The organism is Pseudomonas sp. MDT1-85 (assembly GCF_054898065.1).
In genome coordinates, this window is sequence record NZ_CM142715.1 from 5,083,936 (window position 1) to 5,106,673 (window position 22,738).

Annotated in this window: 16 protein-coding genes and 1 pseudogene; 9 read left to right on the forward strand and 8 right to left on the reverse strand. The window is 58.3% G+C overall.

What is annotated here, in order from left to right:
* Positions 1-28 precede the first annotated feature (28 nt).
* The gene (gene metR, locus ACYZT2_RS22845; RefSeq protein WP_461967561.1) at positions 29-946 is read left to right on the forward strand and encodes a transcriptional regulator MetR; all 918 of its coding nucleotides are present in this window, start codon (positions 29-31) and stop codon (positions 944-946) included.
* Positions 947-1,379: 433 nt separating this feature from the next.
* Here the strand turns inward: metR and ACYZT2_RS22850 are convergent, their stop codons facing one another.
* The 4 genes from ACYZT2_RS22850 to ACYZT2_RS22865 all read right to left on the reverse strand — a co-directional run bounded on the left by ACYZT2_RS22850 (position 1,380) and on the right by ACYZT2_RS22865 (position 4,541).
* Positions 1,380-1,877 (reverse strand): GNAT family N-acetyltransferase, encoded by a 498-nt coding sequence (locus tag ACYZT2_RS22850; protein ID WP_461967563.1) that lies wholly within the window; start codon positions 1,875-1,877, stop codon positions 1,380-1,382.
* 2 nt (positions 1,878-1,879) lie between these two features.
* On the reverse strand, positions 1,880-2,518 hold the full coding sequence (locus ACYZT2_RS22855; protein ID WP_461967565.1) for a LysE family translocator: 639 nt from the start codon (positions 2,516-2,518) through the stop codon (positions 1,880-1,882).
* Positions 2,519-2,554: 36 nt separating this feature from the next.
* On the reverse strand, positions 2,555-2,989 hold the full coding sequence (locus tag ACYZT2_RS22860) for an NUDIX hydrolase (protein WP_461967567.1): 435 nt from the start codon (positions 2,987-2,989) through the stop codon (positions 2,555-2,557).
* Between the two features lie 199 nt (positions 2,990-3,188).
* Positions 3,189-4,541: an HD domain-containing phosphohydrolase gene (locus tag ACYZT2_RS22865; RefSeq protein ID WP_461967569.1), complete on the reverse strand. Its 1,353-nt coding sequence runs from the start codon at positions 4,539-4,541 to the stop codon at positions 3,189-3,191.
* A 256-nt stretch (positions 4,542-4,797) separates the two neighbouring features.
* Between ACYZT2_RS22865 and ACYZT2_RS22870 the strand changes: the two genes are divergently transcribed.
* The 6 genes from ACYZT2_RS22870 to ACYZT2_RS22895 all read left to right on the forward strand — a co-directional run bounded on the left by ACYZT2_RS22870 (position 4,798) and on the right by ACYZT2_RS22895 (position 15,040).
* Positions 4,798-7,104 (forward strand): EAL domain-containing protein, encoded by a 2,307-nt coding sequence (locus ACYZT2_RS22870; RefSeq protein ID WP_461967571.1) that lies wholly within the window; start codon positions 4,798-4,800, stop codon positions 7,102-7,104.
* Positions 7,101-8,975, forward strand: coding sequence for a putative bifunctional diguanylate cyclase/phosphodiesterase (locus tag ACYZT2_RS22875; protein ID WP_461967573.1), 1,875 nt, complete (start codon positions 7,101-7,103; stop codon positions 8,973-8,975). Before ACYZT2_RS22870 ends, ACYZT2_RS22875 begins: the two co-directional genes overlap by 4 nt.
* Positions 8,976-9,021: 46 nt before the next feature.
* A complete protein-coding gene (locus ACYZT2_RS22880; RefSeq protein WP_461967575.1) occupies positions 9,022-9,981 on the forward strand; it encodes a cytochrome-c peroxidase in 960 nt (319 codons plus the stop codon).
* The gene (locus ACYZT2_RS22885; protein WP_461967577.1) at positions 9,978-11,789 is read left to right on the forward strand and encodes a DAHL domain-containing protein; all 1,812 of its coding nucleotides are present in this window, start codon (positions 9,978-9,980) and stop codon (positions 11,787-11,789) included. The genes ACYZT2_RS22880 and ACYZT2_RS22885 overlap by 4 nt, the downstream gene beginning before the upstream one ends.
* Entirely contained in the window at positions 11,786-13,192 is a 1,407-nt protein-coding gene (locus ACYZT2_RS22890; RefSeq protein ID WP_461967579.1) for an ATP-binding protein, read from the forward strand. Before ACYZT2_RS22885 ends, ACYZT2_RS22890 begins: the two co-directional genes overlap by 4 nt.
* 228 nt (positions 13,193-13,420) lie before the next feature.
* Positions 13,421-15,040: an FMN-binding glutamate synthase family protein gene (locus ACYZT2_RS22895; RefSeq protein ID WP_461967581.1), complete on the forward strand. Its 1,620-nt coding sequence runs from the start codon at positions 13,421-13,423 to the stop codon at positions 15,038-15,040.
* Here ACYZT2_RS22895 and ACYZT2_RS22900 read toward each other — a convergent pair.
* The 3 genes from ACYZT2_RS22900 to ACYZT2_RS22910 are packed head-to-tail and all read right to left on the reverse strand — an operon-like array spanning position 15,018 to position 19,082.
* On the reverse strand, positions 15,018-16,598 hold the full coding sequence (locus ACYZT2_RS22900) for a glycosyltransferase family 39 protein (RefSeq protein ID WP_461967583.1): 1,581 nt from the start codon (positions 16,596-16,598) through the stop codon (positions 15,018-15,020). The two genes, ACYZT2_RS22895 and ACYZT2_RS22900, sit on opposite strands and share 23 nt — an antisense overlap.
* A gap of 32 nt (positions 16,599-16,630) precedes the next feature.
* A complete protein-coding gene (locus ACYZT2_RS22905; RefSeq protein ID WP_461967585.1) occupies positions 16,631-18,139 on the reverse strand; it encodes a glucosyltransferase domain-containing protein in 1,509 nt (502 codons plus the stop codon).
* Position 18,140: 1 nt separating this feature from the next.
* On the reverse strand, positions 18,141-19,082 hold the full coding sequence (locus ACYZT2_RS22910; protein WP_461967587.1) for a glycosyltransferase family 2 protein: 942 nt from the start codon (positions 19,080-19,082) through the stop codon (positions 18,141-18,143).
* Between the two features lie 473 nt (positions 19,083-19,555).
* On the opposite strand from ACYZT2_RS22910, the gene ACYZT2_RS22915 reads away from it, so the two are divergent.
* Positions 19,556-20,680, forward strand: coding sequence for an OpgC family protein (locus tag ACYZT2_RS22915; protein ID WP_461967589.1), 1,125 nt, complete (start codon positions 19,556-19,558; stop codon positions 20,678-20,680).
* A 130-nt stretch (positions 20,681-20,810) separates the two neighbouring features.
* Positions 20,811-21,071 (forward strand): annotated as a pseudogene (locus ACYZT2_RS22920) (SDR family oxidoreductase); the annotation flags it as partial.
* Between the two features lie 171 nt (positions 21,072-21,242).
* Here the strand turns inward: ACYZT2_RS22920 and ACYZT2_RS22925 are convergent.
* Positions 21,243-22,349: a sensor histidine kinase gene (locus ACYZT2_RS22925; RefSeq protein ID WP_461967591.1), complete on the reverse strand. Its 1,107-nt coding sequence runs from the start codon at positions 22,347-22,349 to the stop codon at positions 21,243-21,245.
* Positions 22,350-22,738: the final 389 nt, after the last annotated feature.

Sequence of the window (22,738 nt, forward strand, 5' to 3'; positions counted from 1 at the left end):
ATCACAAGTTTTACTCATGGAGCCCCCGGTGCTTGAAATCCGTCACCTGAAAACCCTGCACGCCTTGCGCGAAGCCGACAGCCTGGTGGATGCGGCCGACCGCCTGCACCTGACCCAGTCGGCGCTGTCCCACCAGTTCAAGGAGCTGGAAGAGCGTATGGGCATGCAGCTGTTCGTGCGCAAGACCAAACCGGTGCGTTTCACCAGTGCCGGCTTGCGCCTGCTGCAACTGGCCGACGCCACCCTGCCATTGCTGCGCGGCGCCGAGCGTGACATTGCGCGACTGGCCGGCGGCACTGCGGGGCGTTTGCACATGGCGATCGAGTGTCATAGCTGCTTTCAGTGGCTAATGCCGACCATCGACCAGTTCCGCGATGCCTGGCCGGAAGTCGAGCTGGACCTGGCCTCGGGGTTCTCCTTCGCCCCGCTGCCGGCGCTGGCCCGAGGCGATCTGGACCTGGTGGTGACCTCCGATCCGCTGGAACTGGTCGGGATCACTTACGTGCCGTTGTTCACCTACGAAGCCATGCTCGCGGTGGCGAATCAGCATCGCTTGGCGAGCAAGCCGTACATCATGCCCGAGGATCTGCTCACGGAAACCTTGATCACCTACCCGGTGGAGCGTGATCGGCTGGACATCTTCACCCGCTTCCTGGAACCGGCCGACATCGAACCGGCCCAGGTGCGCACCTCGGAACTGACGGTGATGATGATGCAACTGGTAGCCAGCGGTCGCGGCGTCTGCGGCATGCCCCATTGGGCACTGCATGAATACAGCTCACGGGGCTATGTGAAGGCCAAGCGGCTTGGCGAGAAAGGTTTGTTCGCGACGCTGTATGCCGGGATTCGCGCCGACATGCTGGATGCGCCCTACATGCGCGACTTTTTGCTGACGGCCAAGGACACGTCGTTTTCGACGCTGGATGGGGTGAGTGCCGTCCGATAGAGTGACCCATCTCCTGTAGGAGCGAGGCTTGCCCGCGAAAGCGGTGTGTCAGCCCATAGCGATGTTGAATGTGAAATCGTCTTCGCGGGCAAGCCTCGCTCCTACAGGGGATCGGGGTGGTTTCAGATCTCACGTCACATATGGATCTTCCACATTTGATCTGCGGCGTTCGCAAAAAATGGGGTCAGAGCAGATCCCCTGTGGGAGCGAGCCTGCTCGCGATGAGGCCCGCCCATCCGGCACAAAACACGCAATGCCATCGCGAGCAAGCTCACTCCACATTTGATCTTCAGTGAACACAGTTTTGTGTACGACAGAGGTTAAGTGTAGGAGCGAGGCTTGCCCGCGAAAGCGGTGTATTAGCCGACATCAATGCTCGATGTGAAACCGTCTTCGCGGGCAAGCCTCGCTCCTACAAGGGATCGGGGTGGTTTCAGAGCTCGCGCCACATATGGATCTTATCGAAGTAGTCTTCGCCGACTCGCACCGCCAATGGTTCCAGGCCGAACTGCACGAAGCCACAACGCTGATACAGCTTGAATGCGGCTTCATTGCCAGCGGTGACGGTCAGCTGGATCAGCCTCAGGCCTTGATGAGTCTGCGCTTCAGCCAACGCTGCCTGAACCAGTTGATAACCGAGCCCGCGTTGGCGAACCTCACCCGAAACATACATGCCAAACAATGTCGCCTTGTGCCGGGCCTTTTCCCGAGACTCGAAGGCCAGACCGACGATGCCCGCCAGCTTGCCTTCCTCGAACCCCCCAAGCACCCGGTCCAGCTTGCTGGTCAGGCGCGATTCCCACCAACTCAGCGGCATCACCGCGCGCTCGCGCACGCTGGAAGTGAACGCCTGGGGATGCAAGTCATAGGCCTCAAGCATTAGCGCCCGGTAATCCAGGGCATGGCTGGCATCAAGCCGTTCAATCCACATCTTCAGGCCGCTCGTCGCTGCTCCAGCATCAAGCGCACCGCCAGCCCGGACAGCACGAGGCCCATGAAGTAACGCTGCATCGCCAGCCAGTTCGGGTTGTTGACGAACCAGGAGGCGATGCCCGCGGCAAACAACGCGATCAGCAGATTGACGCTGAAACTCACACTGATCTGGGTCAGGCCAAGGATGATGCTCTGGCTGAACACCGAACCGTGCTCCGGGGTAATGAACTGCGGAAACACCGACAGGTAAAACACCGCAATCTTCGGGTTCAGGGCGCTAGTGAGAAAGCCCATGGTGATCAACTTGCGCGACGAATCTGCCGGCAGCTGCTGCGCCTCGAATGGCGAGCGCGCACCGGGCTTGACCGCCTGCCAGGCCAGCCACAGCAAGTACAGCGCGCCGGCCCACTTCAACACTTCGTAAGCCATCGGCACTGCCACGAACACCGCGGTCAAACCCGCGGCAGCGGCGAACAGGTGCACTAAAAACCCCGCGACCACGCCGAGCAACGAAGTCACTCCGGCCTTGCGCCCCTGGCAAATGGAACGAGAGATCAGGTAGATCATGTTCGGCCCGGGCGTGACTACCATCAGCAGCGCCGCGGCAGCGAAAATCAGCAAGTCTTGAAGCGGGATCATGGGCATCCTGTCCTTGAAATCAGAGAGCCTGGACGATCAGGCAGTTTCGATCAGTGAAGCTCGATAAAACGGCAAGATCAGGTCCCGTGTCAATGGCGCCAGCGTGACATCGCCGTCGGTGGCCGGATCGATCCAGCGCACCTCTTCGATCTCTGCTGCCGGGGAAACGCGCGAATCGATGGTCAGCTGAAAGAGTTCGGCCTGTACGACAAAACCCGGCTCATTGGCGGCCGGTGCCGAGAATTGCCCCAGGTAGGCGGCGTACGCGGGATCGATGACCAGCCCGAGTTCCTCTTCCAGTTCACGGGCGAGAGCATGGACCGGTTGCTCGTGGGCCTCGATCTTGCCCCCCGGTTGCATGAACGCCTGGGTGCCACGCTTACGCACCAGCAGGGTGCGACCGTCGGGGCCGATCAGCAGGGCAGCGGCGATGCGGATGAGGCGGGGCGAAGCGGCGGATGAAAGCGTCATGGGTCGGGATTGGCCTTGGGTAAAAGGCGCAAGGATCACATGAGTGTCGGTTCTTCGTCACGTCGAAAAAATCTCCGCGGCTCCCCTGTGGGAGCGAGCCTGCTCGCGATGCGGAGTGTCAGTCACATCTATGCTGGATGTGCCGTCGCCATCGCGAGCAGGCTCGCTCCCACATTGGGTCAATGCTGAGCCTGAAGACTTAATTCGTCTCGAGAATCGCCACTTCCTCCGGCACTTTCACAAAAATGCTGTACTTGGCACCTTCCATCGCCTCGAAAGCGATCAACTTCTCCACCAGCGGCCCATTCAGCACCTTGCCGGCATTGAGCAGCAGCATGCCGTTGTCGGCATTGAGATTGCGCGCCAGGATCATGCCCGCCACCAGATCCCGGGTGATCAGCACCTTGACCGTCGCATCGGCCAGCGTCACGTCGGTCAGATACGTGGCGCAGACCTGAATGAAATCCTCCACCAGTTCCGGGTCGTAGAGGCGACCGGCGTATTGGCGGATATATACCAGGGCTTCATCGCTGTTCATCTGCCGTTCGAGGATCAGCCCGCGCTGCAACTCGATGAAATCCACCGCCAGTTTCAACAACCGCGAACCGAATGGAATCGCCTCGCCCTTGAGCCGATCAGGGAAACCGCTGCCGTCCCAACGCTCCTGATGATGCAGGATCAGCCGGGCGGCGTCCTTCATTGGGTCGAGCGTCATCAGCAGCGACTCACTCTGCTTCGGATAACCCCGATAGCGCTCGCGGTCATTGTGATGCAGCAGGTCCGAGGGCGTGCTCATCATGCTGTCGGTCCAGCTCAACTTGCCGATGTTGTAGAGCGCCGCCGCCATGGTCAGGTCACGACTGGTGCCTTCGTCCAGGCCATGAAGTTTGCAGTACACCCGCACTAGCTCGATGATCTGGCGGTTGGTCTGTTTGGCGGGCGGCAGGCGCAAGTTGGCCAGCAACGAAAACACTTCGGTGCCAGTGACATAGCTGCGTTTGAGCTCTTCGTAGGCCAGGTCCAGCATGTCGGCGGTCTGTTGCAACTCGCTGGTGCGGGCCGCGACGTGTTTTTCGAGGGTGGCGTTGAGCTGCTTCAGTTTCTCGTTCTGATCCCACGCCTCCTGTACCAGACGCAAGCGTTCACGCTCGGAATGCTGATAGGCGAGCGATTGTCGCAAGGTCAGCAGCATTTCCTCATCGTGCCAGGGTTTGCTGATGTAACGATGAATCTGCCCTTCATTAATGGCTTTGATAATGGCCGACGGATCGGCATAACCGGTCAGCATGATCCGGGTGGTGTCGGGATAGCGCTGGTGGACGTGAGCCAGCAGCGTGGCGCCGTCCATATTGGGCATGCGTGCGTCACTCATCACCAGATCGATCGGCTGCTGCGCCATGATCTCCAGCGCCTGGGCACCGCTGGTGGCCAGCAACACCTCGTAGGGTTGGCCGCGCAGCAGGCGGCGCAGACTGTTGAGAATCGACTCCTCATCATCGACCAGTAGTAATTTGGGTTTATCGGTCACAGTCGTGGGGAGTTGCTCTTCCATGGCATTACCTCAAGAAAACGTGTGTCTTTAAGTCGCGCGCGGGGCGAACGTCCTGACGTTCCCGAGCCTGACCTACAGGCTAGATGATTTTCAGACAGACCCCGAAAATGATTCGTTTCAGACAACCGGGCGAATTTCTGGCCGGGCGACTATGCTCAGATCACTCGGATCCAGAACGATTCTCGCTCCATCCAGTGATCAGGGAAGGGATACCCTCTATGAGCTCATTGCACCAACCTGCTGTCGGTACAGGCGCATGTCAGTGAACACGCTGCTTGCGCGAGTTAACCGTCGCATTCTCATCGTCGATGACACGGCGTCGATCCATGAGGATTTTGCCAAGATTCTCAGCCCGCCATCGATCGAAGACGATAGCCTGATCAGCGCCGAAAACGCCCTGTTCGGTACCCCGGCGTCGGTATCGTTGCAAAGTTTCGTCATCGATTCCGCCTTTCAGGGCCGCGAAGCGCTGGACAAGGTCGAGAGCGCACTGGCGAATGACTCGCCCTATGCGATGGCTTTTATCGACATGCGCATGCCGCCGGGCTGGGACGGTCTGGAAACCATCGAACGCTTGTGGCAAGTCGACCCCAAGCTGCAGGTGGCGCTCTGCACCGCGTATTCCGACTACTCCTGGGAAGACATCGCCGAGCGTCTGGAACTGGGCGATCGCCTGCTTATCCTGAAAAAGCCCTTCGATGCCATCGAGATCCGCCAGATGGCCAGCGCATTGACCGCCAAATGGCAAATGACCGAAGACGCGGCGCTGAAGATGTCCTTGCTGGAGCACGCGGTCGAGGAGCGTACCCGGGAACTGTCCGACGCCAACATCATTGTGCAGAACAGCCCGACCATTCTGTATCGGCTGCGGGGCGAACCGTCGTTTCCGTTGATGTACATCTCCCACAACATCACCAAATACGGCCACATCGCGGCGGCCCTGGTGGCGTCGTCCAACTGGGCGCAGGAGTTGGTTCATCCTGACGATCAATCAAAAGTCGAAACAGCCATGGCCAGGGTACTGGACCGCCATGCGTTAGGTGCTTCCATCGAGTTTCGGCTGCGCACCGGTGACGGTGACTGGCGCTGGGTCGAAAACCGCTACATTCCGGTGCGTGACGATGAAGGCCGTTTGCTGGAAGTCGAAGGCATCATCATCGACATCACCGAACGCAAACTGGCCGAGGAAAAAATCGCCCTGCTGGCCCGCACCGACGGGCTGACCGGGCTGGCCAACCGCGCGACGCTGATCGAGCGGCTGCACCAGGCATTTGCTGCTGCCCGGCGCGGGGCCACCCCTTTCGCGATGTTTTACCTGGACCTGGATCACTTCAAACGGATCAACGACACCTTGGGCCATCCGGTGGGCGACCTGCTGTTGCAAGAGGTCGCCGGGCGCATAAAAAACTGCGTGCGCGAAAACGATGTGGTCGCCCGACTGGGGGGCGACGAGTTCGCGATACTGCAACTGGACGTCGGCGACCCGACCCAATCAGCGGCCCTGGCCGCCAAGGTCCGCGATGCATTGGTGCTGCCCTACTCCCTGGCCGGCAATGACGTACGGGTCTCGGTCAGCATCGGCATCAGCAGCTACGCGCCGGTCAGCCTCAGTGCCGACAGCCTGTTGACCCAGGCCGACATGGCGCTGTATCGCTCCAAGGAAAAAGGCCGCAACCAGTATCACTTCCATTCCGAGGAGATCAATCAGGAAGTGGTCGAGCGCATGACCATCGCCAACGACTTGAAAACGGCCATCGAACACGACGAACTCGAACTGCGTTATTGGCCGGAAGTGGACCTGAGCAGTGGCAAGATCCTCGGCATGGAAGCGCAGGTCACCTGGAATCACCCCCTGCGCGGTTTGCTGGAAGCGCAGGCGTTTCTGCCCGCGGCGGAAAAGACCGGCACCATCATCGCCCTCGGTCACTGGGTGCTGGAGCGCGCCTGTCGGCAAATGCGTCAATGGCGTGACGAAGGCATGGCGCCACCGGTGGTGGCGATAAAACTGTCCCTGGCTCAGCTCAAAAGCGGTCCCGAGTTGATCTATGACGTGTTGCGCACCACCGCGCGTTGGGAACTGTGCCCGTGGGATCTGCGCTTCGACGTTACCGAAGCGACCCTGGCCCAGACCAAGTGGACACACAACGACGTACTGCCGCGCCTGCGTGAGCTGGGGGTGAAAATCGCCATCGATGACTTCGGCACCGAATACTCCTCGTTCGATTACCTCAAGACTTACCAGGTCAATCACCTGAAGCTCGCCCAGACCTTCATCGACATGGCCGCACGCGACCCGGCCAGTGCGACTACCTTGCGGGCCATCATCAATTTCGCCCGCGACGTAGGGATCGGCATTATCGCCGAGGGCGTAGAAACCCAGGAGCAGCGCAGTTCGCTGATGGCCACCGGCTCACCGATGAACGCCCAGGGTCACTATTTCAGCCAAGCGGTCAGCAGCCAACAGGCCGCCGAGTTGCTGAAGGCCGGGAGCATCGTACACGCCAACCACGGAACTGGAGCGATGCCAGATGACTCGCGGCGTGCCACGGAGGACAAGGAATGAAATCTCCGTCCGTCCAGGCCAACCGGCGCATTCTGATCATCGACGACACACCTTCGATCCATCAGGATTTCCGCAAGATTCTCGGCCCGGATACCGACGACGAACAAACCCTCGCCGGCACTGAAGCAGCGCTGTTCGGCAGCCCGCAGTCGGCACGGCTGGTGTTCCAGCTCGACTCCGCCTATCAGGGCCAGGAAGCGCTCGAACTGGTCACGCGCGCCCAGGCACAAGGTCGCCCTTACGCCATGGCGTTCACCGATATGCGCATGCCCCCGGGGTGGGATGGCCTGGAAACCATCGAACGGCTCTGGAAGGCTGATCCTCACCTGCAAATCGCGCTGTGCACGGCCTTCTCCGATTACACCTGGGAAGCCATGGCCGAACGACTGGAGTTCGGCGATCAGTTGCTGGTGCTGAAAAAACCCTTCGACAGCCTGGAAATCCGCCAGATGGCCAGCGCCCTGACCTGGAAATGGCAGATGGCGCAGGATGCGGCCATGAAAGTGCAGACCCTGGAGCAAACCATCGAGGCCCGGGTCCATGAGCTGCTCAAGGTGTCGCACTTGTTGCAGTACGACGTATTGACCGAATTGCCCAACAGCACCTTGCTGGGCGACCGGCTGAACCAGTCACTGGCCCTGTCACGACGCCACGACAAACAACTGGCCGTAATGTTTCTGGGGCTTGATCGCTTCAAGCGCATCAACAATGCCTTGGGTCACCCGACCGGTGACGAGATGCTCAAACGTGTCGGGCACAACCTGGTGGCCTGCGTGCGCGCATCCGATTCGGTGTTTCGTTATGGCTCCGATGAGTTTGTGGTGATCCTGGCTGATATCCACCACCCCCAGCAGACCAAGGGCATCGCCGAAAAGCTCTTGAACGCCATACGCGCCCCTCAACACATCGCCGGCCATGACCTGAGCGTGACGGCCAGCCTGGGCATCAGCATCTACCCCGAGGACGGTTTCGATGCGATCGCGCTGATCAAAAAAGCCGAAACCGCGATGCGCAACGTCAAGGAAAGCGGCCCGAACGATTTCAGCTTTTTCATCGATGAGATGAACCAGCGCGCCCGGGAACAGCAGAGCATCGAGTCGGGTATTCGTCTGGCGCTGGAACGCAACGAATTTGTCCTGCACTACCAGCCCAAACTTGACCTGGGCAGCGGCAAGGTGGTCGGCGCCGAGGCGTTGATCCGCTGGCAAAAACCGGGGCAAGGCTGGGTTTATCCCACAGACTTCATCGGTGTGGCCGAAGACAGTGGCCTGATCGTACCGTTGAGCAAATGGGTGCTCGCCCAGGCCTGTCGACAAGCCTGCGCCTGGCAAGCGAAAGGCCTGCCGGAGCTCTGCATGTCGGTGAATGTGTCAGCCATCGATTTCCGTCAGCGGGACTTTGTCAAAGGTATCGAACAGATACTCAAGCAAACCGGTATGGACCCCACCTTGCTGGAGCTGGAAATTACCGAAGGCGTATTGATGCAGAACGTCGATGCCACGATGCTCGCGCTGAATCGGCTGAAGGCATTGGGCGTACGGCTGGCCATCGATGACTTCGGCACCGGCTATTCCAGCCTGAGTTACCTGCAACGGTTTCCCATCGATGTGTTGAAAATCGACCAGTCATTCATTCGTGGCCTGAGCCGTGACAGCAATGACGCGGCCCTGGTCAGCGCCATCATCAGCCTGGGCAAGAGCCTCAAACTGACCGTCATTGCCGAAGGGGTGGAAACCCTTGAGCAACTGAATTTTCTCAAGGCCCTGCAGTGTGAGGAAGGCCAGGGTTATTACTTCAGCAAAGCCGTAGAGCCGGGTGCCTTCGTGCAATACCTGACGTCGGTGCAGTCCGCTCCATCCACCACCAAATAAACGATGTGCAACGACACCCAGGCCCCCTGCGCCAAGGAATCATAAGATGTCGAGCCCCTTCTACTACCTGCTTCTAGCACCTCTGCTCGGATATTGCCTGATAGCCAGCGGCGAACCGCTGGACGAACCGCTCAAACCCTTGCCCGCGGTACCCCAGCAAAATCCCTTGCAAGTCGAACTCGGTCGCCGGTTGTTCAACGAGCCACGCCTGTCGGTCAACAACACCCTGTCGTGCGCCAGTTGCCATCGCCTGGAAATCGGAGGCGCCGACACCCAGGCGTTTTCCATCGGCTTCAACGGCGCCCCTTTGACGATCAACACCCCCAGCGTCTTCAACTCAAGTCTGAATTTCCGCCAATTCTGGAACGGTCGGGCCGACACGCTGGAAGCCCAAGTTCACGAAGTGGTGAAGAGCCCCAGCGAAATGGGCAGTCATTGGGAGCATGTCGTTCAGACACTGACCGCCGACCCGGCTTACAAAAGCGCTTTCACCCAGGCCTACCCTGACGGCGTGACCATGAACAATGTGCAAAAAGCCCTGGCCACCTATGAGCGCACGCTGATCAGCGCCAACTCGCGTTTCGACCAATACCTGCTGGGCAATACCGAGATTCTGACGATCGAGGAGAAGTACGGTTACCAGCGCTTCAAGGACTACGGCTGCATCGCCTGCCATCAAGGGGTGAACATCGGCGGCAACATGTTCCAGAAGTTCGGAGTCATGGGCGATTACTTCGAAGTCCGAGGCAACCCCACCGAAGCCGATCTGGGCCGCTATCTGGTCACCAAGGCCGAAGAAGACCGCAACGTGTTCAAGGTTCCGAGCCTGCGTAACGTCGCCGTGACCGCGCCGTACTTTCACGACGGCTCGGCCAAGACCCTCGAAGACGCGGTAGACGTGATGTTCAAGTTCCAGCTCGGTCGCGTGCCCTCTGACAAGGACAAGACCTTGATCATCAAATTCCTCAATACCCTGACCGGTGAGTGGGGAGGTAAACCTTTATGAAAACATACCACCGTCGCAACCTCTTGTTGCTCAGTGGCGTGGCCTTGTTGCTGGCCTCGACACTGCTGTTTCTGTACCTCAAATCAAGCTCCGACCAGACCTCGACGTACGCCGAGTCCCGGGACCTGATCGGCCGGATCAAACAGTTCAACGCGCAATGGGAAACCGAGATTCTCAAGGCGCGGATTGCCATCAGCCACAATTACGATCCCCTGGTTGCACCGCTGAACGAGATGACACAGTTGTGGGAGCAGTTCGAGACCATGGGGTCAAATCACGGCCGCAACGACTCGCCGATCTGGCGTGCCAGCCATGATGCTTATCACGCCGCCATTCAGGAAAAAACCCGGCTGGTGGAGCAGTTCAAATCCCACAACGCGGTGCTGCGCAACTCACTGGCGTTTTTGCCCACCGCCGAAGACGACATCCAGGAACCGCTTACCCGGCTGCTCGACGAAGACAAACTGCAACTCCAGAACATTGCCACCGACACCTACGACTTGCTGCTCAGCAGCCTGGAGTTCGCCCAGGTCACCTCCGATGACAAAGCAGCCGATATCCTGGTCGGGCTGAACAAACTGCGGGTGAACAAGGAGCGATTACCGGAGCAGTTTCATAGCCCGATCGATGTTTTGAGCAATCACATCGCGCTGATGCTGCGCGAACAACCCGTGGTCAATCGGCTGCTGGAAAACATCGAAGCCGTTCCTGTGGCCGCACGGCTGGACGACATCACCAGTCTGCTGAACCAGGATCAGCAGCAAACCGATGCAATCGACCGGCGCTACCACTTCTACATGCTGGTGTTTTCGACGCTGCTGGTGATGGTGCTGGTGTATCTGGCAATTCGCCTGATGCGCAGCTTCGGGGAGATCAATCGGGTCAACAAGAAACTGCAAACTGCCAATGACGTTCTCGAACAACGGGTCGAAGAGCGCACCCGCGAACTCAAGGATACCCAGAGTGAATTGCTCGACACCGCACGACAGGCCGGCATGGCTGAAATCGCCACCAACGTGCTGCACAACGTCGGCAACGTGCTCAACAGCGTGAACATTTCGGCCGACCTGGTCACCCGCAAGCTGCGTGGCAGCAAGGCCCAGGGACTGGGCAAGGCGATGGAGCTGATCAATGCGCATCAAGACGACTTGGGCGCCTTCCTGACCCAGGACGAGAAGGGAAAACTGCTGCCCGGTTACCTGAATCAACTGGTGGAGGCCATCGCCCTCGAACAGCAAGGCATGACTGACGAACTCGCGCAACTGAGCAAAAGCGTCGACCACATCAAGGACATCGTCGCCACCCAGCAATCCTACGCGGGGGCCAACAGCCTGATGGAGCCGCTGCGCATCAGCGAATTGCTGGAAGACGCCCTGCGGATGAACGCCGGCGCCCTGACCCGGCATCACGTCACGGTGGTCAAGGAGTACGGCGATGTACCGCAAATCATGGGCGACAAACACCGATTGTTGCTGATCCTGATCAACCTGATCAGCAACGCCAAATACGCCATGACCGACCTCAGCAACCGCCCGCGACAAATGATCCTTGGGGTGAAAGTCGTCGAAGACACGATTCTGCAAATCAGCGTCAAGGATGACGGCGAAGGCATCGAGCCGGAGAACATGACGCGGATCTTTGCCCACGGCTTCACCACCCGCAAGGAAGGTCATGGCTTCGGCCTGCACAGCTGTGCGCTGGCCGCGATCGAGATGAACGGCCATCTCACCGCCCACAGCGACGGGCCGGGCAAAGGGGCACTGTTCACGTTGCAGATCCCGTTGAAACCCGTCATGGAGGAAGCATGAGCGATCTTTCGAACCGACGCATTCTGCTGATCGACGACACGCCATCCATCCACGAAGACTTTCGCAAGATCCTCACCCCTACATCAGCGCAGCATGCAGAGCTGGACGAAATGGAGGCCGCGCTGTTCGGCAGCGAAGTGAAATCCACCCACCAGCTGTTCGAGCTGGATTCGGCCTATGGCGGTCAGGAGGGTTTGGGCAAACTCATCCAGGCATTACAGGAAAACCGTCCCTACGCGGTGGCCTTCGTCGACATGCGCATGCCTGAGGGCTGGGACGGCGCGCAGACCATCGAACACCTGTGGCGGGAGGACCCGCAGCTGCAAGTGGTGGTGTGTACCGCCTACTCCGACTACTCCTGGGATGAACTGCTGGAACGCTTGCACGCCCACGACCGCCTGCTGATCCTGAAAAAACCGTTCGACAACATTGAAGTCCAGCAGATGGCCAACACCCTGCTCACCAAATGGGAAATGACCGAGCGGGCGTCCATTCAGATGAGCCATCTGGAGCTTCTGGTGGATCAGCGCACGGCCCAGTTCAAACAGGCCAGCGAGGCGTTGCAGCGGGAAATCGACGAGCGCAAACAACTGGAAAGCCAACTGGTGCAGTCGGAAAAACTCGCTTCGCTGGGGCAACTGGCGGCGGGCGTCGCCCATGAAATCAATAACCCCATCGGCTTCATTTCCTCCAACCTCGGCGCCCTCGATGGCTACTTCAAGCAACTGCAGGACATGCTCGATGCCTATCGGGAGGCGGAAAACGCCATCGGCTCAAGCGAGGTCATCGACCGTCTCGGTCAATTACGTGAACGGGTGGAACTGGACTTTCTGCGTGAAGACATTCCGCTGCTGATCAAGGAGTCCAAGGAAGGCATCGGCCGCGTCGGGCAGATCGTCAAAGACCTGAAGGACTTCTCCCGCGTGGACTCCAATCAGGAATGGCAGTGGACCAATCTGCAACAAGGCATCGAGTCGACCCTGAACATCGTCGCCAATGAACTCAAGTACAAGGCCGATGTGGTGAAGGAGTTTCAACAGCTGCCCGACATTGAATGCCTGCCGTCGCAAATCAATCAGGTGATCATGAACCTGATCGTCAACGCCTCTCAGGCGATGGGACCGGAACGGGGCACCCTCACGCTACGCACCGGCCTTGAAGGTGAAACGGTGTCGATCGAGATCGCGGACACGGGAATAGGCATCGAACCGGACAATCTGCAGAAAATATTCGACCCGTTCTACACCACCAAACCGGTGGGCCAGGGGACGGGACTCGGGTTGTCCCTGTCCTATGGCATCGTGAAAAAACATCAGGGCGATATTTCGGTGCGTAGCGAAGTCGGGGTAGGCAGCACCTTTCGGGTCGAGTTGCCGGTGCGGCAATCGAAAGCGGCTGTCTGACCAGGCGAACAAGGGATCAAATCTCAATCCGGGCTGTTTTCGTTTTTTCTCCAGGCGCAGAATGCCTGACGCAGCGCTTTTCTGTAGGAGCAGAGCTTGCTCGCGAAGAGGCCATCACATTCAACATTGATGTTGGCTGACACACCGCTTTCGCGAGCAAGCTCTGCTCCTACAGGGATGAGTGTACTCAATGCTGCAAACAACCGAGTCCGAACCCAAGGAAACCGTATGAGCCTGTCCCTCCTGAGCCGTTACGCCTTCTTTGCCGTGTGTGTGATATTCACCCTCGCCAGCCTGCCCTTTCTGCAACACGACTGGCTCTGGCCGATCACCATGGTCACCGGTGCTCTGAGCCTGCTGGGTCTGTTCGACCTGCTGCAAAGCCCACACGCGGTGCGCCGCAATTATCCGATTCTGGGCAATATTCGTTATCTGGTGGAGGGCATCCGCCCGGAAATCCGCCAGTACCTGCTCGAATCCGACAGCGACGCCCTGCCCTTCTCCCGGGCCCAGCGTTCGCTGGTCTATTCACGAGCCAAGAATGAAAGCGCCGACAAACCCTTCGGCACCTTGATCGACGTCTATCAGTCGGGCTTCGAATTCATCGGCCACTCGATGCGCCCGGCGCCATTGAGCGACCCGAGCAGTTTCCGCGTGACGGTCGGCGGCCCGCAGTGCACCCAGCCGTATTCGGCGTCGGTGTTCAACATCTCGGCCATGAGCTTCGGCTCCCTCAGCGCCAACGCCATTCGCGCATTGAACCAGGGCGCCAAACTCGGCAACTTCGCCCATGACACTGGCGAAGGCAGCATCAGCGCCTATCACCGGGAGAACGGCGGCGACCTGACCTGGGAACTGGGCAGTGGCTACTTCGGCTGTCGCACCGCCGATGGCCGCTTCGACCCGGAACGCTTCGCCGCCCAGGCTTCGAACCCGCAAGTGCGGATGATTGAAATCAAGATGAGCCAAGGCGCCAAACCCGGCCACGGCGGCATTCTGCCCAAGCACAAGGTGACGCAGGAAATCGCCGAAACCCGCGGCATCCCGATGGGCGAAGACTGCATCTCGCCGTCGCGCCACAGCGCGTTTTCCACGCCGATCGAACTGATGCACTTCATTGCGCAGCTGCGTGAACTGTCCGGCGGCAAACCGGTGGGCTTCAAGTTTTGCCTGGGCCACCCGTGGGAATTCATGGGCATCGCCAAGGCTATGCTGGAAACCGGCATCCTCCCGGACTTCATCGTCGTCGACGGCAAGGAAGGCGGCACCGGCGCCGCGCCTGTGGAGTTCACCGACCACATTGGCGTGCCGATGCGCGAAGGTCTGCTGTTCGTGCACAACACACTGGTGGGCCTGAACCTGCGCGACAAAATAAAACTCGGCGCCAGCGGCAAGATCGTCAGCGCCTTCGACATCGCCAGCGTCCTGGCCATCGGCGCCGACTGGGCCAACTCCGCGCGCGGCTTCATGTTCGCCATCGGCTGCATTCAGTCGCAAAGCTGCCACACCAACAAATGCCCGACCGGCGTCGCTACTCAAGACACCCTGCGCCAGCGCGCCCTGGTGGTTCCGGACAAAGCGCAGCGTGTGTTCAACTTCCACCGCAACACGCTCAAAGCCCTGGCCGAAATGCTCGCCGCCGCGGGCCTCGATCATCCTTCGCAATTGTCAGCCAAGCATCTGGTGCGACGCATGTCGGCGACCGAGATCAAACTGTTCTCGCAGTTGCATGTGTTCCTGAAACCGGGGGAATTGTTGACCGGTGAAGTGAATGGCGAGTTTTACTCGCGGATGTGGCAGATGGCGCGGGCGGATAGTTTTGAGCCTAATGAAGCGGTTGCTGCATAGACCCTGTTTGCGCGCCAACCTCAGGGGTTGGCGCTTCCCCTCGGATAAATAAACGAGCTTCGCTGTCCCCTTCCTTTAGCGTCTGCACCTGTTTCCAGTGTTTGGGAAACAATGCGTCATGTTCAGGACGAGCGTAGCCCGTTACCCACCAGATCCGCCTGGCATTGAGTTTCAGGGCCGAAAAATCGCTGAAGAGAATCGAGTGCAGGGGACGGGGGATGAGTGCCCAACCACCGTATTCTGCGGTTCCCCAAAGGGCGCCTGTCGGTGTTTTGACCACGTATAACCTCGGCTGAATGCCTGTCGCGTTGTAGTAGGTGAACGGCAAATACCAATACAGGTTATCCACCACAATCTCGTCACCCGGACGGACTTCGCGACCAAGCCCTGCGACCACGGCGTCCAGCCTTGCGTCCTTGCGAATGCTTGTTCCGTTCATCTCATCCGTTTGTGCATAGACCGCCGAAAGCCCGTGTACTTCCGCCAATAAAACCCATGCCATGGCGACAGCGGCGAGAACGGCGTGGCGTTGGCTCCATGCGTCCAGCGCGAGCGCAACGATAAGGGGCAACGCGGCGGCCGCGAACACCAGGTACCTGGCGTTGAATACCGGCACGATCAGCGACACCAGAAAAACGGTCAGCACCGGCAAAAAGAAATAGCCCACCAGCAAAACCCTGAAAGGTCGCTCATCGCGTGCCTTGAGTAGCACCGCTGCGGCGCAAACAACGATCAACACCAAGGGCAGCACACGCCATAAGGATGAGTAACTGGCCGAGTCCCCCATCATCACCAGTTGCCAAACGAAGGTCAGCGCTGTTTGCCACGTGAGTGGCGGTATCCACTCGAGCCCATCCCTTCGCAACAATTGATCGATGAAATGAGGAATCCAGGGCAGGTACAACACGACGATTGCGCTGTTGGCCACGACCCACGCACGAAACGGTATTGCCGTGGATCGACCGCCGTCTCGCGATCGCCACCCACAAAGCCAATGCACCAAAACGCACAGCGCTGCGAAGTAATGCGTGTAGAAAGCAGCCGCCATCAGCAGCACGTAAAAAACCGGATAACGCTTTTGATCCGGTGTCTTGATCCAGCACACCAGCGCCACGGTCGCGCCCATCAGCCAAAAGCCGAGCAAGGTGTACATTCGTACTTCCTGGCTATAACGCACCGACATCGGCAGCAACGCCAACAACAATGCGGCTATCCATGTCGCCCTTCGCGTCGTCACCAGACTCATCAATTTGATACACAGCAACAGCGTGCCGACATCCGCCAGTGCACTCAGGGATCGCGCCGCCAAGACACCGTTGCCGAACAACACCATCCAGAAATGCAGCATGAGATAGTAAAGCGGCGGATGAACATCCCGCGCTGTTGTAGCCCAGATAAACGCAGGCGAACCCTCAGCCAGCAGCAGGCTGTAGGCCTCGTCGTACCAGATGACCGGCACAGTGATGGAGTGAAACCTTGCGAACAACGCGATCGCTACCACGATCACCAGACCTGCCCTGTCGGCCACCCGGGATGAAAAACTGTTGGGAAGAATCATCGATGCGCTCACCGGCTGATCATCCTCATGGCTCACCACTGAAGCGTGGTGATGGGGGTCGGCTCTTTCATGACGATAAAACCGTAATCGCCCAGCAGATAGATGCGATAGAACTTGCTCTCCACCAGTGGTGGATAATTCTGGTAACCGACCAGGGTCGCGTTGCGCCGCTCCCTTTCCGCGACCACATTGGTGATGCCTGCCTTGGGCAGGTTTTCAGCCAGCATGAAAAAGTCGATGTTCAGCAGATAACGCAAGACCGGCATCTGCTTGAACGAGCCCGCGGCCGCCAGCAGCCAGTGATCGGAGTCACTCACCGCCATGTAAATGCGCTTCGCCTCGCGCAGTTGCCGATGGGACGAGATGTCGTGCCCTAGGGAAAACAACGCGCTGGATGCAAACGTGTTCTGTATCGTCAGTACGCGGCCATAGGCGTAGGACAACGAAAGCATGCCCAGCAGAGGCACCACCAACAGCATCGGCAGCCGTTCATGGATGGGCGCCAGCGCCAGATGGCTCAAATAGAACAACAGCAACAACAGCACCGCAAAACCCATCAAGGTTCTGGCGCCTTCATTGAAGTCGCGGAAAAACAGCGCAACTCCCGACACCAGCGAGATCACGACCGGCACTGTCAGTACACACACCAGGCCCATCACGATTTTTCTCAGCCCGGTGTCGTGGCGTTCCATCACGTTCCAGGCCAGCCGTGCGCTACCCACAAGAGCACACAACAGCAGCACGGCGAATACCCAGGTGAATCCACCGTGAAACAGCAGCGCGACTTTTTCCAGCACCCGGCCGATGTTGATTTCAAGTTGCAGCAAAGGCTCCGCCGCCCAGTTCAGCAACAAGGCACGATCGTGATTCATGTAGGGGTAAGCCGTGACGCTGTAGATCAACCCGCCGAGCCCTGCCTGGGCGATTTTCCAGCCGATCAATTCGTACCACTGCCGCCAGGCCCACTTGTCATTCGCGCCCCTGAGCAGTTCCAGGCAACACAGGCCCAGAAACACATTCAGGCTCACCTGATAGAACCCCAGCGCCAGCGCAATCAGGAAGGCCGGCACCAGCCATTGCAGAATGCCTGAGGGATGCCGAAAAGTGATCGCATAGATCACCGCCACCAGGCTCAAGACGTTGGCCGGTCCGTCGTATTGATAAGACAGGTTCTGCAAAAAAAACGGGTTGTACCAGAGCGGCAACAGCACCAGGCAGCAGGACATCGTCGGCTGCGGGTAATAATGGAACGTCAGGCTGGTCAACGCAAAAGCCATGGCCAGCGTGGCAATCAACAGCGGCAACGGAAAGACGTTCGGTGCGCCGTCGCTGAACGTCAGCAGGTTGTAGAACAGCTCGGTGAACAACCGCCCCTGTCCCGCCCAGGCAGTACCCGCCGACAGCGAGCGCCAGTTGTCATCGATGTAGGAATAGTCCGCGAGGATCAGCGGAAAGACATAAACCAGCGTCGCGATCAAAAAAAACAGCCAGACCCGACGTCGCCCGAGTTCTTTGCTGAAAAAGTCGCCTAGTCTGCCCATGCTAAAGCCCGATCCGGTCTTTGCCGCCGATGACGTCTTTGACCACATAACGGGGCCGGTGCTTGGCTTCGATGTAGATGCGGCCGACATACTCGCCGAGGATGCCGATACCGATCAGCTGTACGCCCCCGAGAAACAGAATGGCCGTCATCAGTGAGGGGTAACCGGGGACACTGTTATCGAAGAAAATCTTGTCCAGCACCATGTACACCGCGTACAGCACCGCGAAGATCGAAATGCCGCCACCGATGTAAGTCCACAATCGCAACGGCACCGTGCTGAACGAGGTAATGCCTTCCAGCGCCAGGTTCCACAGTTTCCAGCCGTTGAACTTGCTGCGTCCTGCCACTCGCCGGGCCCGCTCGTATTCCACCACCGCCGTGGTGAAGCCGGCCCAGGATAGAACGCCTTTCATGAACAACTGGTGCTCGGGAAGCGCGCGAATCACATTGACCACCTTGCGGTCCATGAGCCGGAAATCCCCGACGTTCTCTTCGATCCGGGTGTAGGAAATTCTGTTCAGCAGGTGATAGAAGAGCGAGGCGCTGTGGCGTTTCAAATAACTGTCACTGTCACGATTTCGGCGTTTGGCGAGCACCACATCGGCGCCTTTTTGCCACTCGGCAATCAACTGCGGGACGACGCTGATCGGATCCTGCAGGTCCACGTCCATGGGGATCACCGCATCGCCGGTGGCGTATTCCAGCCCGGCAAACAACGCCGGTTCTTTGCCGAAGTTGCGCGAGAAGTTGATCAGCAATACTTGTTCATCGACCTCTGCCAGCGCCTTGGCCTGCTCAGCCGTCCGGTCGGTACTGCCGTCGTTGATGAACACGATCTCGACCTCACACGGGTCAAGTTTCAATTCACGGCGCACCGCCTGATGGAACAGATTGATCGCCTGCTCTTCGTTGAATACCGGAACAATCAGCGAAACTTTCACGTTTCACACTCCTGAAAAACGAAGTGTAGATGTTCGACCGGCCGCCATCAGGGGGCGTTCTGGTGCGCGAGCTGCCCGGCAGACCGACGGACACGCCATCGCGATTCGTTCGCTATAGACCACTGAGACATTCGGTAATATCCGGTCTTTTGCAATTACCGGCGAATCACGCCACCCTGCGCACCGCTGTAGGAGCGAGGCTTGCCGCAATGCCAGTCAATTAAGCGCAATCCATGTGGGAGCGGGCTTGCTCGCGAAGACGGCGGCACAGTCGATATTGATGTCGCCTGACACACCGCTTTCGCGAGCAAGCCCGCTCCCACAGGTTCCGTGTCTTAACTGACCGGCATTGAGGCTTGCCCGCGAAGGCGGACTGATATTCAACATATCGGCTGATCCATCGCTTTCGCGGGCAAGTCGGATCGCCGCACCGCTCGCTCCTCCTCAACAACCCCGTTCAAGAGCCCGCTGTCATGACGTTTGAACGCGATCACCGAATCGACTTTTTTCGCGGCCTGGCCCTGATCTTCATCTTCTGGGATCACGTGCCGCAAAACCCGCTCGCGCAGTTCACGGTGCGCAACTTCGGTTTCAGCGATGCAGCGGAGATTTTCGTATTCCTGGCCGGGTACGCGGCCGTGTTGGCCTACGGTAAAATCGCCCGGCGCGACGGCTTCATGGTCGCCACGGTGAAAATCCTGCGACGCGCCTGGGTGCTTTATGTGGTGCATATCTTTTTGCTGGCGCTGTTGATGGGCATTGTGTTTTTCGCCAACAGCTACGTGGAAACCCGCGATCTGGTGCAGGAAATGGGCTTGCAGTACTTCCTCAGCAATCCGCAGCAGGCGTTGATGGATGAGCTGTTGCTGCGTTTCAAGCCGAACCTGATGGACCCGTTGCCGCTGTATATTTTTTTGCTGCTCGGCCTGCCGCTGGTGCTACCGATGCTGCTGCGCAAGGCTGAATACGTGGTGGGGTTGTCGGTGGGGTTGTATCTGCTGGCGCCATGGCTTCAGTGGAACCTGGCGGGCACCGACGGTGGCGTGTGGTTTTTCAATCCGATGGCTTGGCAGCTGTTGTTTATTCTCGGCGGCGCTGCGGCGATTCGAGGGCAAAGGCCTCGGGTGGCGCAGCCTCGAGCGCTGACTCGGCAGCCGGTTTTCATTGCAGCGCTGACCTATCTGATGGTGACCGGGCTGATCGCAGTGTCGTGGAAATGGCCGAGCGTGCATGACGCCTTCATGCCCCAACGGCTCGGCGAATGGCTCTACCCGATCAGCAAGACCAACCTCTCGCCGGCACGCCTGCTGCACTTCCTCGCCCTCGCTTACGTCACCGCCAGGTTGCTGCCAGACACGGGCTGGACGCAACACTGGCTGGCGCAACAAAGCTGTCGCATGGGCCGTTACTCGCTGGAGGTGTTTTGCTTTGGCGTGTTGCTGGCGCCGCTGGCAGACATGCTCAACGCCTTGGGCGGGAACACACTGGCAATGCAGATTTTCAGTGCGCTGCTGGGAGTCGGGTTGATGGCGTTGCTGGGGGCCTGGCTGGATTTCAATAAACGGTTGAATCGCTCGATTGTGGTGTCGGCAGCTTAGGATCAAAAGATCGCAGCCTTCGGCAGCTCCAGTTTCTTGGCCGAGGGAATGGCTGCGGACCTGACCGATGAGAAGCAAGTACAGGAATTGGTTGAGTGGGCCTCTAGTCTTTGGGGACGAATCGATATCTGGAATGAGCATGGGACTGGCTCTAGAAGTCGCCAGAAAGGGCATCACAATCAATAGTGTGGCGCCGGGTTGGATCGCCACAGGTTCAAGTGGCAAAGAAGAAATAGAGGCTTCACGGTACACACCTGTAGGACGTGCCGGGCGACCGGAGGAAGTGGCTAGCGCCGTAAACTTTCTAGCCTCCCCAGAAGCTAGCTACATCACCGGCGAAGTCATAGTCGTAGATGGTGGAAACTCCCTGGTTGAGCGCAAGACGCCTTGATATTGAGAGAACTGAAAGACTCTCTAATCTGGTGAAATACATGGGCGTTTTCACTCAAAGCTGAGATCGTGGGTGCTCCTTCCTCGACCACTAGCAGCGTCTACTGGCTCGGCATTCAACGCTTTGGGGACGCTAGGCGCCCGCTCAGCATTCAAATTTGTCGATCAGGAACTAGCCCGACGGGATGGCGCGACTCAATATAGGTGAAAAAATCATCTGAAACGCGGTGCCGTTGAAGTGTGCATCGGGCCCATGACTTAGCGTACCGCCTAAGTTTTTTACAAGCGTAGTGATTACCTTCATTCCCAGCCCCGACATTTTATCTACATCAAAGTCAGCTGGAAGTCCCCTACCGTTGTCGCTCACCGTTAAGCAGTATTGATGCTGAAAGGGTGCTAAGTGCACGTGGACCTTGGAGGCTCCATATTTCAAAGCGTTAGTCACCAATTCGTTAACAATCAGGCCGATTCGACTGATTTGTTCGCTCGCTAGAGTTAACGGGACGGCCTCGACCGAGATTGCTGCCTGATCCCCATTGCTTAGGATTATTGATAAGCCAGCGCACAGTCGATCCAGGTAGTCAGCGCAATCGAGTGTGGTGACAGCCTTGCCGACATGCATATGTTGATGGACATTGGCTACGGCAAATATCTTGGCTGCCGCTCTAGAAATCTCATTAGCCGCTTCAGAGCTGCCCAACTGAGCACTTTGAATGCTCAGCATCGACACAATCAACTGCAGGCTATTCATCACGCGATGGTCAATTTCCTCAGCCATTAGGAGGGAATGGTTCAGCGCAGCTTCCTTCTCAGCTATGGATCTTATGGCGGAGAGTCGCAGCTCGAGCTGATCCATTACAACGCTGGCAAGGTCCGTCAACGTGTCTATCTGTTCTTGGGTGGCCGTGCGTGGCTTCCTGTCCAACACACAAAGCGTTCCCAGATTGAAGCCGTCGTGCGTATGCAGCGGCACACCCAAGTAAAACTGAAGCCCCGATTCGCCTACGACGAGGGGATTGGCAAGCGTTCGAGGATCGTGCCTAGCATCCGTTACTAACCAAGGCCCACTCTGTAAGATCGCGGAGGCACAAAGCCCGGAATTGCGGGGAATTTGATTTGCGTCGAGCCCGTGATGGGATTTGAACCAGATTCGATCTGTATCGACGATGCTCACGATTGCAATCGGAGTATCGAGAAGGCGCGCTGCTATTGCGGTCACACGGTCAAATGCGCCATCCGGAGGGGTATCAAGGATGGCATATCTGCGAACGATGTCCATGCGAAGTGATTCGATTGGAATTGGTTTATCAGAACTTACGGAGTGAGGCACAGTGTTCATAGGTATTAACACTCATAAGGCCTTAGGGCCACTGGTTGCGATCATGGCTCCCCGAAGGAACCTCTACACCAGCACTTCGAAGCGTTGTAGCACTCCCACTCGTTCGTGGCATGATTGATAGAAGCGCGTTGCATGGTATCAGGATAGCGTGAGACGCATTATGAGCGCACCCCGATCGCTTCGCTCAATGGGCTGAGGTGGTGTGGCGTTGAACAATGTTGCGGCCGAAGTCAGGGTTGCCTGGCGACGGTTGCGGGGTGCTCATGCGTTTCTCGGTCTCCTGGCACTCGCTATCCAGAAAAATTTAATTGCAGATTTCACCGCGACAA